The sequence below is a fragment of the Sphaerospermopsis sp. LEGE 08334 genome, assembly GCF_015207205.1.
Lineage (GTDB): Bacteria > Cyanobacteriota > Cyanobacteriia > Cyanobacteriales > Nostocaceae > Sphaerospermopsis.
This window is the reverse complement of sequence record NZ_JADEXH010000079.1, coordinates 1-12,233: the sequence shown is the minus strand read 5'-3', so window position 1 is coordinate 12,233 and position 12,233 is coordinate 1. Positions and strand designations below refer to the sequence as shown.

Annotated in this window: 10 protein-coding genes and 1 pseudogene; 7 read left to right on the top strand and 4 right to left on the bottom strand. The window is 37.9% G+C overall.

Annotated features, from left to right (window positions below; all coding sequences use genetic code 11):
• Positions 1 to 178: 178 nt before the first annotated feature.
• The 3 genes from IQ237_RS25215 to IQ237_RS25205 all read right to left on the bottom strand — a co-directional run bounded on the left by IQ237_RS25215 (position 179) and on the right by IQ237_RS25205 (position 1,895).
• On the bottom strand, positions 179 to 583 hold the full coding sequence (locus IQ237_RS25215) for a type II toxin-antitoxin system VapC family toxin (protein WP_194059992.1): 405 nt from the start codon (positions 581 to 583) through the stop codon (positions 179 to 181).
• A complete protein-coding gene (locus tag IQ237_RS25210) occupies positions 580 to 825 on the bottom strand; it encodes a type II toxin-antitoxin system Phd/YefM family antitoxin (protein ID WP_096568597.1) in 246 nt (81 codons plus the stop codon). Before IQ237_RS25210 ends, IQ237_RS25215 begins: the two co-directional genes overlap by 4 nt.
• Before the next feature lie 125 nt (positions 826 to 950).
• A complete protein-coding gene (locus tag IQ237_RS25205; RefSeq protein WP_194059991.1) occupies positions 951 to 1,895 on the bottom strand; it encodes an NAD(P)-dependent alcohol dehydrogenase in 945 nt (314 codons plus the stop codon).
• 1,475 nt (positions 1,896 to 3,370) lie between these two features.
• Here IQ237_RS25205 and nifB point away from each other — a divergent pair.
• The 7 genes and pseudogenes from nifB to IQ237_RS25170 all read left to right on the top strand — a co-directional run bounded on the left by nifB (position 3,371) and on the right by IQ237_RS25170 (position 11,720).
• Positions 3,371 to 4,807 carry a nitrogenase cofactor biosynthesis protein NifB gene (gene nifB, locus IQ237_RS25200; RefSeq protein WP_194059990.1) on the top strand — a complete coding sequence of 479 codons (1,437 nt, stop codon included), beginning with the start codon at positions 3,371 to 3,373 and terminating at the stop codon, positions 4,805 to 4,807.
• Between the two features lie 116 nt (positions 4,808 to 4,923).
• Positions 4,924 to 5,262 carry a 4Fe-4S binding protein gene (locus IQ237_RS25195; protein WP_194059989.1) on the top strand — a complete coding sequence of 113 codons (339 nt, stop codon included), beginning with the start codon at positions 4,924 to 4,926 and terminating at the stop codon, positions 5,260 to 5,262.
• Between the two features lie 131 nt (positions 5,263 to 5,393).
• Positions 5,394 to 6,605, top strand: a complete 1,212-nt coding sequence (nifS, locus tag IQ237_RS25190) for a cysteine desulfurase NifS (RefSeq protein WP_194059993.1) — start codon at positions 5,394 to 5,396, stop codon at positions 6,603 to 6,605.
• A 131-nt stretch (positions 6,606 to 6,736) separates the two neighbouring features.
• Positions 6,737 to 7,639: a Fe-S cluster assembly protein NifU gene (nifU, locus tag IQ237_RS25185; protein ID WP_194059988.1), complete on the top strand. Its 903-nt coding sequence runs from the start codon at positions 6,737 to 6,739 to the stop codon at positions 7,637 to 7,639.
• Positions 7,640 to 7,850: 211 nt separating this feature from the next.
• A pseudogene (locus tag IQ237_RS25180) lies at positions 7,851 to 8,288 on the top strand (AAA family ATPase); the annotation flags it as partial.
• A gap of 372 nt (positions 8,289 to 8,660) precedes the next feature.
• The gene (locus IQ237_RS25175) at positions 8,661 to 11,522 is read left to right on the top strand and encodes a DNA methyltransferase (RefSeq protein WP_194059987.1); all 2,862 of its coding nucleotides are present in this window, start codon (positions 8,661 to 8,663) and stop codon (positions 11,520 to 11,522) included.
• A gap of 57 nt (positions 11,523 to 11,579) precedes the next feature.
• The gene (locus tag IQ237_RS25170; protein ID WP_194059986.1) at positions 11,580 to 11,720 is read left to right on the top strand and encodes a hypothetical protein; all 141 of its coding nucleotides are present in this window, start codon (positions 11,580 to 11,582) and stop codon (positions 11,718 to 11,720) included.
• Here the strand turns inward: IQ237_RS25170 and IQ237_RS25165 are convergent.
• Positions 11,706 to 12,113: a DUF3368 domain-containing protein gene (locus IQ237_RS25165; protein ID WP_194059985.1), complete on the bottom strand. Its 408-nt coding sequence runs from the start codon at positions 12,111 to 12,113 to the stop codon at positions 11,706 to 11,708. The genes IQ237_RS25170 and IQ237_RS25165 overlap by 15 nt on opposite strands.
• Positions 12,114 to 12,233: the final 120 nt, after the last annotated feature.

Below are 12,233 nucleotides of genomic sequence, written 5' to 3'. Positions count from 1 at the left end.
CCCTAATAACCGTTGTGATTCTTCAGGATTGTTATGAATGTACTCAACTATGTTGCTCATAATCTCAGGGTAGGTACACGATTTTATCCTGTTATACCATAATTTGATTCTTTTTCGGATATGTCTATTCCCAGTCGGATGATCGGTTTTACGTTAAGTTGACACCAATGAGCATTGCTTAACTTTTATTCGCTGCCCAAAGAATAGCAGTATCTTGATATTCTTTAAACATTGGATCAGCCGTAATAATTGTCATATCCTCCATTTGTGCCTGAGCTATTAACATTCGATCAAAAGGATCTCGATGATGTAAGGGTAAAATAGCTGTTCTAAGTGCATGAGAAGCTGTAATTTCCAGATATTTCGCACCTAACCGCACCATGCGACTAGAAATGTAACCGTCTAGTGGTTCTGGTAATGGTAACTTACCAATTGCCACTTTTATTCCCATTTCCCACACACTAGCAACAGAAAGCCATAGTTCGTTGTTTTCATTAGCTATTTGTGCGATCGCCTCTTCATTTAAACGCTCTGGTTCAACAAACCACCATAACCAACATTGAGTATCCAATAAAAATTTCACTCTTCACTACCCTCAAATGCTGCCAAAATATCATCTGGTAAGGGTGCATTAAAGTCTTCTGGTACTACAAAAAGTCCTTTATCTTGCCCTAAACTGTCCCGTCTATTAGATGACACACTAAAAGGAACTAGCTTGGCCACAGGAACACCCCGGTTAGAGATGATAATTTCCTCACCCAGTTCTACACGGGATAACAGACGTGAAAGATTTGTTTTAGCTTGATGGATATTGACAGTTTCCACGGCTTTTTAGCTAAGTTTATAAACTAAGTTTAGTACCATTTTCAAATTATTTCAAGATATACTAAACTTTGCGCCTTTGCTTCTACCCTGCGGGATCTCCTGACGGAGATTGCGCGAAACTTGACTCAATGTGTAATTGCGATCGCAATTTTCCCCACAGTCCTTTCACCCTCACTATACCGATGGGCTTCTGTTAATTCTTGTAACGGATATGTGCGATCAATCACAGTCCGCAATTTACCCGCTTCAATTAACTCCTTCAAATAACCCAAATCCTGACTATTCGGCTTTTCCAAAACAATTTTCGCCTTTTGCCCAGGAAGAAACGCTGTTAAAATACTCTGTAAAATTACCTCCGGTATAGGCAAAGTTGATACATAAACCCCATTGGGCGTTAAAACATTTCTGCAATTAGAAAACGAACTTTTAGCAACCGCATCAAAAATGATATCGTACTGCACATTACCTTTTGTAAAGTTTTGTTGCGTATAGTCAATAACTAAATCTGCGTTCAAAGACCTCACCAAATCCAAATTTTTAGCACTGCAAACACCAGTCACTTCAGCACCTAACGCCTTAGCAATTTGCACCGCAAACACCCCTACACCGCCCGAAGCACCGTTAATCAATACCTTTTGACCTGATTTGATATTTCCCAAGTCTCGCAGGGATTGGAGAGCCGTTAACGCTGCTAATGGGACAGTGGCAGCTTCCTGAAAACTCATGTTAGTAGGTTTAGTAGCTGCTAAATTTTCCGGGATGGCTGCGAACTCTGCATAAGCACCCCCAGGAAAGCTGGTACTGCCATAAATAGCGTCACCTCCTTTAAAGCGCGTCACCTGTGAACCAACTGCCACCACTTCTCCAGCGACATCAAAACCGAGAATAAGAGGAAATTTGTTTCCAGTCAAAATGCTTAACATTCCTTTGCGGGTTTTCCAGTCAATAGGGTTAACACTACTAGCGTGAACCTTCACCAATAGCTGATCAGGTTTGATTTTTGGCTGTTCCACCTCTTCATATTGCAAGACTTCAGGAGAACCATAACGACGTATCACCATAGCTTTCATAAAAATTCCCATCCTTATATATTTGTTTGCCATAATTACAGTTTAGCTATCGCCAAAAGTTCAACAAGACTTATTTACTGTTACCTGTCACCTGTCAACTGTCACCTAATTTGAGATTATTTTTCATTCCCTATTCCCTATTCATCAGCATTCAGCTATCAGCAAAAATCATAAAAAACACAAATATTATTCTGTAAATTCCCCTGTTAAAAAGCTGTAAAACCTAGACAAATTATGAAAAACTTTCAAGGCTTATAATTTCACCAACCTGTATATTTACATCTCTAAGCTGATTACTGATTACTGATAGTTGATTACTTATTTCTATTCCCTCCCTTAAACAAAATAAGATTACTTGCAAATTATCTGCATTAAGACTATAGTATTATTAAATGATGAGAGCTTTTAGCTAAAATCGGGAGCATCCCAAATGTGTAAGTTGATTTTGATCTCACGGAAAAAATGATCTAAGGGACTGATATGATTGAACCGCAAAGGACGCAAAGGACGCAAAGGTAAGAGAGTTTAAGAGATTTTTTGGTGTTGCTGCGGTTATTTTTTCAAAATTGGGATGCTTCCGCTAAAATCTAACGACTCGCTAAAAGCTGATTAATGATTACTGATTGCTGATAGCTGAATGCTTACCGAAAAATTAAAAAAATATAAACTGCATTTTTATCTGAAAAAAAATGCTATTCTAGATACAGAATATCATAGGCATCTTTCGGACTTAGTAAAACTTTAGGAAAAGAGTTTTAAATGTAGCTAAAATCCTGAAATTCCTTATATATTAAGACTTTCAGAAGAAAGAAATCAGGATTTGAGTACATTGTAAATGTAAACAGAACATAACCCAAATATTGCCCAATCCCTCACAGAGAATGGGTTTTGAATGAGTACAAAGAAATCCTGAACCCCACTTCATAAATACTCGTACCCCAACCAGAAAATACTAGCACCCATACCCGAAAAAATATTATTTAATTTTTGTAATTCTTGCAGAGATAGGGAATTATAGAACTGAGTACAAACATAATAAATCCAATAAATCCTATCCTAGAGATAGCAAAAAGCCATATAAAAAGTGCTGCTATAAATCATTTATCGCCAATCACTTAACGCTCCTTAACAAATCAACAGCGAGAAGTGAGTGGAGGGATGAGATAGCACCATGCCTGAAGTGAAAGGAAGTCGCGGCTGTACCCGTCTACCCGAAACCCAAAGTTAACACACACCAGCCAAACTTCAAGGATTAACTGCCCGATCAATTTTGGATTTTAGATTTTAGATTTGGGATTTTGAATTAAATGTCACCAAAATTTAGAATCTATCATAAATTACCAAAATTGATATTATTGCCAAATTAACCCTTGGGGGCAAAGAGAGTATAAACGCGACTTCAGTTCATAGGCATTGGAAGGAGCAACGGCATCTCCCACAGTGGCCATCTAGTCCACCGACGTTTGCGAAATTCAATGACACTACCGGCTACAGGACTCCTCACCTCCTCCGAACAGGAACCCAATCTCAAAGCCAAATCTGGTGGTTGCGGTTGCGATAGCAGCACAGCACCAGAAATGGACGAAAAACTCAAAGCACGCATCGCCAACCATCCTTGTTACAGCGAAGAAGCGCATCACCATTATGCACGGATGCACGTTGCCGTTGCCCCAGCTTGCAACATTCAATGTAACTATTGTAACCGCAAGTATGACTGCGCTAACGAAAGTCGTCCGGGGGTAGTCAGTGAGTTACTGACACCAGAAGAAGCTGCACATAAAGTATTAGTTGTAGCGAGTAAAATTCCCCAAATGACAGTTTTGGGAATAGCTGGACCTGGCGATCCTTTAGCAAACCCCGAAAAAACATTTCGTACCTTTGAGTTGATTGCAGATAAAGCACCAGATATTAAGCTTTGTTTATCAACCAACGGTTTGATGCTACCAGAATATATTGATCGCATCAAACAATTAAATATAGATCACGTTACCATCACCCTCAATACCATTGACCCAGAAATAGGCGCACAAATTTATTCTTGGGTTCACTATAAACGCAAACGTTATAGAGGTGTAGAAGGTGCGAAAATTCTGCTAGAAAAGCAGATGGAAGGATTGCAAGCTTTAAAAGAAGCTGACATTTTGTGTAAAGTTAATTCTGTGATGATTCCCGGAATTAATGATCAACACTTGGTGGAAGTTAACAAAATGATTCGTGAGAATGGTGCATTCCTGCACAACATTATGCCGCTAATTTCTGCCCCAGAACATGGTACACATTTTGGTTTAACTGGTCAACGTGGACCAACCAACAAAGAACTGAAAGAAGTACAGGATCAATGTTCTGGAAACATGAAAATGATGCGTCACTGTCGCCAGTGTCGTGCAGATGCAGTAGGATTATTAGGAGAAGACCGCAGCCAGGAATTTACTAAAGAGAAATTCTTGGAAATGTCCCCAGAATATGACTTAGAAAAACGTCAAGAAGTACAGGAAGGAATTGAGAAATTTAGAGAAGAAATCAAACTAGCAAAAGAGAAAGTTAAGGCTGAAAAACAAACAGCTACTAAGGAAAAAATTCTCGTTGCAGTTGCTACTAAAGGCGGTGGTTTAGTTAACCAACACTTCGGACACGCGAAAGAATTTCAAGTTTACGAAGTTGATGGAAATGAAGTTCGTTATGCAGGACATCGCCGAATTGATCAATATTGTCAAGGTGGATACGGCGAAGAAGCAACCGCAGAGAATATAATGAAAGCAATTGCAGATTGCAAAGCGGTTTTAGTTTCCAAAATTGGCAACTGTCCTAAAGAGAAACTGCACGCAGCCGGCATACAGACTGTTGAAGCTTACGATGTAATCGAAAAAGTTGCTTTAGAGTTTTACGAGCAGTATGTAAAGGCAAAACAGTAATGAATATTTAGGAAGTCAAAAGTCAAAAGTTTGAAGAATACTGTTCTTTTTACTTCTCACTTTTGCCTTCTCTATTCACCCATTACTACAGCCCAAAACTTCAAAGGAGAATAATCATGGCTTACACAATTACTAGCCAGTGTATTTCCTGTAATCTTTGTGTGTCTGTATGTCCTAATGGTGCAATTCAAGAAGTTGAAGGTAAGCACGTAATTGATTCTGAAAAGTGTACAAACTGTGCTAATACTATTTACACTGTTCCTCAATGTAAAGCAGTTTGTCCTACAGCTAGTGGTTGTGTAGAAGAATCAAAAGATTATTGGGAAATGTGGTTTGCTACTTATAACCGCGTGATTGCAAAATTAACCAATAAACAAGATTATTGGGAACGCTGGTATAACACTTATTCCCAGAAATTAGCGGAACAATTGAAAAAACAACAAGCAGTGATTTAGGTGAATGGTGACTGGTAACTGGTGACTGTTGACTGGGTAATATTATTACTTATTTCCTGTTCCCTGTTCCCTGTTCCCTGTTCCCTATTCCCAATAAGTAATAAATCATAACTAAGTAAATAGTGAGTGAAATGTTAAAGAATTGCATCTATCTCGATAATAATGCAACTACAAAAGTAGATCCTCAAGTTTTGGAAGCTATGCTACCTTACTTGACTGACTACTATGCTAATCCTTCTAGTATGCACACTTTTGGCGGTCAATTAGCTAAAGATGTGAAAGTGGCTAGAGAAAATGTTGCAGCTTTATTGGGAGCAGAAGATTCATCGGAAATTGTATTTACAAGTTGTGGTACTGAAGGTGATAATGCTGCTATTCGTGCGGCGTTATTAGCTCAACCAGATAAACGCCACATCATCACTTCCCAGGTAGAACATCCCGCTGTTTTAAATGTCTGCAAACAGTTAGAAACTCAAGGTTATCAAGTTACTTATTTGTCTGTTAATAATAAGGGACAAATAGACTTGAATGAGTTGGAAGCTTCTCTCACTGGCAACACTGCTTTAGTAACAGTAATGTATGCCAATAATGAAACCGGCACAATTTTTCCAATTGAAGAAATTGGTGCTAGAGTAAAAGAGTATGGAGCTATCTTTCACGTTGATGCAGTACAAGCGGTAGGTAAAGTACCCTTGAATATGAAGACCAGCACAATTGATATGTTAACAATATCTGGTCATAAAATTCACGCTCCCAAGGGTATTGGTGCTTTGTATGTGAGACGTGGTGTGAGATTCCGTCCTTTCTTAATAGGTGGACACCAAGAAAGAGGACGTAGAGCAGGTACAGAAAACGTTCCTGGAATTATCGCTTTAGGCAAAGCTGCGGAACTGGAACTGTTACACTTAGAAGAGGCGACAAAGAGAGAAAGAAAATTGCGCGATCGCCTCGAACAAAGTTTACTGGCTAAGATTCCTGATTGTGCAGTAAACGGTGATGTAAATAATAGATTGCCTAACACTTCTAACATCGGTTTCAAGTATATTGAAGGTGAAGCAATTCTGTTACTTTTGAATAAGCATGGTATTTGTGCTTCCTCTGGTTCTGCTTGTACTTCGGGTTCTCTTGAACCATCTCACGTTTTACGAGCAATGGGTTTACCTTACACTACTTTACATGGTTCAATTCGTTTCAGTCTTTGTCGCTACACCACTGAAGAAGAAATTGATCAAGTAATTGCAGTAATGCCAGAAATTGTTGAAAGACTACGTGCATTATCTCCCTTCAAAAATGATGATGCAAGTTGGTTACAACAACATGGGCAAACTTTAGTAAATAGGTAATAGGTAATGGGTAATGGGTAATAGCAAATATATTGTTTCAATTACCAATTACCAATCACCAATCACCAATCACCAATTACCAATCATCAATCCAAAATCTAAAATCCAAAATCCAAAATCCAAAATTAACTATGTGGGACTACACTGATAAGGTATTAGAATTATTTTACGAACCCAAAAACCAAGGGGCAATTGAAGATAATCATGAACCTGGTGTAAAGGTTTCTGTGGGTGATGTAGGAAGTATCGCTTGTGGTGATGCTTTAAGATTACATTTAAAAATTGAAGAAGCAACTGATAAAATTCTTGATGCTCGTTTTCAAACCTTTGGTTGTACCAGTGCGATCGCTTCTTCTAGTGCTTTAACTGAAATGGTTAAAGGTCTAACTTTAGATGAAGCTTTGAAAGTTACAAATAAGGAAATCGCTGCATATTTGGGTGGTTTACCTGAAGCGAAAATGCACTGTTCTGTTATGGGTCAGGAAGCTTTAGAAGCTGCTATCTATAACTATCGTGGCATTCCTTTAGCGGCACATGATGACGATGATGAAGGTGTCCTAATCTGTAGTTGTTTTGGAATAACTGATGCTAAGATAAAGAAAGCAGTAAGACAAAACAATCTCTTCAGTGCAGAACAGGTAACAAATTATGTAAAAGCTGGTGGCGGATGCGGTTCTTGTTTAGTGAAGATTGATGATATAATAAAGGAAGTTAAGCAAGAGTACGAGAAAGAACTCGCAAGTACAAATGGCTCAACAGCTAACAAAGAAATTTCCACAGTAGGGCAACAAAAACCATTAACTAATGTTCAAAGAATCGCCCTAATTCAAAAAGTATTAGATGAAGAAGTCAGACCCGTTTTAATCGCCGATGGGGGAGATGTTGAACTTTATGATATTGAAGGCGATAAGGTAAAAGTAATTCTCAAAGGTGCTTGTGGTTCATGTCCAAGTAGCACTGCAACTTTAAAGATTGCCATTGAATCAAGATTACGCGATCGCGTCAACAAAGACATCATTGTTGAAGAAGTTTAGTCACAATTGATAATTGACAATTGACAACTAACAAACCAGTAATTCTTACAACCTAATAAACACTATGAACACAACACTAAATTTATGTTTGGTAGAGCGATCGCCTCCATAACCTGGGACGCTCTATTACACGCTCACTGCCGTAGATACAAGGCGTGAGAAACCAACAAACAAAAGACCAGTAAACCACTAATACTAGGAACTAGGAACAATGAGCGACGAAAAAATTAGACAGATAGCATTCTACGGCAAGGGCGGTATCGGTAAATCTACCACCTCTCAAAATACCCTCGCAGCTATGGCTGAAATGGGTCAACGCATTCTGATCGTAGGTTGTGACCCCAAAGCTGACTCTACTCGTTTGATGCTTCACTCTAAGGCTCAAACTACAGTATTACACTTGGCTGCTGAAAGAGGTGCTGTAGAAGACCTCGAACTCCATGAAGTAATGTTGACTGGTTTCCGTGGTGTTAAGTGCGTTGAATCTGGTGGTCCAGAACCCGGTGTAGGTTGTGCTGGTCGTGGTATTATCACCGCTATTAACTTCTTGGAAGAAAACGGTGCTTACACTGACTTAGACTTCGTTTCCTACGACGTATTAGGTGACGTTGTATGTGGTGGTTTTGCTATGCCTATCCGTGAAGGTAAAGGGGGGTTGTTTAGGGTTTTTGTGGGTGCAATTGTTTGAGAAGTTTTGTTTTTTTGTTCCCTATTTTTGCCCTGGGATTTTTTGGGGAAAGGGGGTTTTTGTTGGGGTTTTATGGTTTTTTTACCCTATTTTTTACCTGGTGTCAAGGAGAATACATGATTTTTGATAAATGGGTTACTGGTTTCTCATTGGTTATTTGACAGTGATATTTGATTGTTACTAAACTATCAGGAATACAGCTAAATCAAACATTTATTACCTTTTTATTACATTTTATTAAAAATCCTAATTTTCTGAGTCACCCTTTATATACATAAATAGATATGGTGTATAATATATTATTCTAAATTTGTCTTGTATTTTAACAGTCCAATGGAAGATACACGCAATAAAATTATCAGTTTTGTTGAATATGTCCGCCAATTGAAAGGTGATGAAAGAGGTGAAGCACAGGTATTTTGCGATCGCCTTTTTCAAGCATTCAACCATCAAGGTTATAAAGAGGCGGGAGCAGAACTAGAACCCAGGTTGAAAGTCAAAGGAAAATCTACCAAATATCCTGATTTACTTTGGCGACCCCGATTACTCATGGAAATGAAAAAACGGGGTGAAAAGCTAGAAAAACACTACCAGCAAGCCTTTGAATATTGGCTAGAATTAGTTCCCCATCGTCCACAATATGTAATTCTTTGCAATTTTGATGAATTTTGGGTTTATGACTTTGATATCCAACTGCGAGAACCATTAGATAAAGTAACATTGGAGGATTTACCGAATCGCTATACTGTCTTAAACTTCCTGTTTCCTGAAAATCGTAAACCTCTATTTAATAACAATTTAGTTGATGTTACACGCAAAGCAGCAGATAACGTTGCCCAAGTTTTTAATCGTTTAGTTGAAAGAAGAGAAAAAAAAGAAGTTGCCCAAAAATTTATTCTTCAGTGTGTTGTTGCCTTATTTGCAGAAGATATTGATTTGTTACCTAGAGGTTTATTTACTGAATTTTTAGATGATTGTCGTACTAATCGAATCAGTTCCTACGATTTAATTGGTGGACTTTTTAATCAAATGGGAAGTAATCGCCCAGCACCCCAAGATAGCCGTTATCGAGATGTACCTTATTTTAATGCTGGTTTATTCTCTAAAGTTGAACCAATTTCACTGACAAGAGGCGAACTTGATTTATTAGCATCAGCAGCATCAGAAAAATGGTCAAAAGTAGAACCTGCTATTTTTGGGACATTATTTGAATCTAGCATGGGCAAAGAAGAACGTCATGCTTTAGGCGCACACTATACCAATCCCGCAGACATTCAAAAAGTAGTTTTACCAACTATTGTTAGACCTTGGCAACAACGAATTGATGCAGCTAATAAACTAAATGAGTTACTAGCACTCAGACAAGAATTAATTAATTTCAAAGTTCTTGATCCAGCTTGTGGAAGTGGGAATTTTCTTTATGTTGCCTATAGAGAGATCAAGAGACTAGAAGCCAATTTATTAAACAAGATTCATGAAAATTTCAGTCTGCGCTCTATATCTAATATAGGTACAATATCCTTAGTAAAAACCAACCAATTTTATGGACTGGATATTAAACCATTTGCTGTAGAACTAGCAAAAGTAACTTTAATGATTGCTAAAAAATTAGCATTAGATGAAGAAAATAAGTTACTTAATGTAGCACAAATGAGTTTACCTCTAGAATTAGATCGCGCTCTTCCTCTAGATAATTTAGATCAAAATATTCGCTGTGATGATGCTTTATTTTGTGACTGGGTGAAAGCAGACGCAATTATTGGCAACCCACCCTATCAATCAAAAAACAAAATGCAGCAAGAATATGGAGAAGATTATGTTAGTCAAGTAAGAGAAAGATATAAAGAAGTACCAGGAAGAGCAGATTATTGTGTTTACTGGTTTCGTCGTACTCATGATGAATTAAGCAAAGGTGGACGCGCTGGACTGGTTGGTACAAATACCATCCGTCAAAACTACTCCCGTGAAGGTGGTTTAGATTATATAGTCAATAATGGTGGAACAATTACCGAAGCAGTTTCTACTCAAGTTTGGTCAGGTAGTGCAGTTGTTCATGTTTCAATTGTTAATTGGATCAAAGGTGAAGAATCAGGTCAAAAGAAATTATATACTCAAATTGGAGATGATAAAGATAGCCCTTGGGAAGTTGTAGAACTTGAGAACATTAACTCTTCTTTATCTGCAAAACTTGATGTTACTCAAGCAAAAAAACTTTTAGTTAATGCCAACTCAGGAGCTTGTTATCAAGGACAAACTCACGGACATAAAGGATTCTTACTCACTGCACAACAAGCGAAAATAATTGCTAAAGATGAATCTTCTCAATCTGTAATTTATCCTTACTTAATAGGTAATAGTCTATTAGGGAATTATAAAAGTCTTACTTCTCGCTACTGTATTGATCTGAATCATTGTCAAGATTTTGTTTCAGCTATGAAACATCGTCTAGCATTTGAACATATTCAAAAAAATGTTTTTCCAACCATAGAAAAAAATGCTAACGACGAGAGGAAACAAACTGGTAAAGAGAATGGTCCACGTCAATCACACTTTCGTCATTGGTGGAAATTTTGGAGAGGAAGGCCGGAAATGTTGGAGAAAATTTCTCTCATTCCGAGATATGTTGCTTGTGCAAGAGTAACTAAACGTCCAATTTTTGAGTTTGTTAGTTCTTCAATACATCCTAATGATGCTCTGCAAGTATTTCCATTATCAGATGATTATTCTTTCGGAATTTTACAATCTGATATTCATTGGCAATGGTTTAATGAAAGATGCTCAACTTTAAAAAGAGATTTTCGCTATACTTCTGACACGGTTTTTGATACTTTTCCTTTTCCTCAAAATCCAAAATTATCACAGGTGAAGAAAGTAGCCACAGCAGCAGTTAAATTACGAGAGTTAAGACAACAAATTATGATAGAAAATAAATGGAGTTTACGCGAACTTTATCGCACCCTAGAAATACCAGGAAAAAACCGTCTTCGCACAGCACATGAAGAACTTGATAAAGCAGTTCGTGAGGCTTATGGTATTAAACGTGAAGATGATTTACTAGAATTTTTGTTGGAGTTAAATTTTGTAGTTGCAGAAAGAGAGGCACAAAATTTGTCTGTAATAGCTCCTGGTTTACCTCCTTGTGTAACTGATGCTAGTGAGTTTATTACAGATGATTGTGTAAAAATGCCAGATTGAAATTGAATGTTTTAGGTTTTTACACAAAAAAGCGATCTCTTTTCCTGTGTGTGGTTTGTGCAGTGCGTTAGCGAAGCTTACCGAAGGTATCGCTTTTTGGGTGTGTGGGTTGTGAGGTGCGTTAGCGAAGCTTACCGAAGGTATCGCATTTCTGGTATGTGGGTTATGGGTGCGATCGCAGCACTATTCACCAACTAATTTAAGTGCTGACTCTAAAACTTGTGTACTAACTCTAAAACCAACCTCTGGAAGTTGTTCAAAAATTGGCCTAGCAGCTTTTAACTTACCCTCTTGTTTCGCAAGTAAAATAACACCTACAGTTCCCCGTACAGGAATTTCCAAAGCAACTGCGGCTATTTTGGCAGCACGATCATCTATAATTGCTTCATATCCAGGATTTTTATATACCCAGCTAAGAACATGACTTTCACCTAAACCGAGATCCCATGCAGCAATTGATATATCAATCTGATCCACATCTCCAATATAGATAGATCCTTGATTATTTATCCAAATTTTCGCCGGATCATTATCAGGTGCAATACATATTTCTTGAACAACACCACTGGGAATAATCAACTCATTAGACATCTCCGAAAACTATCTAACCTTCACCACAACTGCTTTTGAGGAAATGAAGGTAAAGTGCAAAGATACTCAGATTATACGCTAGAATCAGTGCTGAAGATGCCTGCTATTGGGAATTAGCCA

Excerpts from the sequence above, each read along its gene's own strand:
- IQ237_RS25205 (WP_194059991.1), bottom strand. The coding sequence starts at position 1,895 with ATGAAAGCTATGGTGATACGTCGTTATGGTTCTCCTGAAGTCTTGCAA.
- nifB (WP_194059990.1), top strand. The coding sequence starts at position 3,371 with ATGACACTACCGGCTACAGGACTCCTCACCTCCTCCGAACAGGAACCC.
- IQ237_RS25195 (WP_194059989.1), top strand. The coding sequence starts at position 4,924 with ATGGCTTACACAATTACTAGCCAGTGTATTTCCTGTAATCTTTGTGTG.
- nifS (WP_194059993.1), top strand. The coding sequence starts at position 5,394 with ATGTTAAAGAATTGCATCTATCTCGATAATAATGCAACTACAAAAGTA.
- nifU (WP_194059988.1), top strand. The coding sequence starts at position 6,737 with ATGTGGGACTACACTGATAAGGTATTAGAATTATTTTACGAACCCAAA.
- IQ237_RS25175 (WP_194059987.1), top strand. The coding sequence starts at position 8,661 with ATGGAAGATACACGCAATAAAATTATCAGTTTTGTTGAATATGTCCGC.
- IQ237_RS25165 (WP_194059985.1), bottom strand. The coding sequence starts at position 12,113 with ATGTCTAATGAGTTGATTATTCCCAGTGGTGTTGTTCAAGAAATATGT.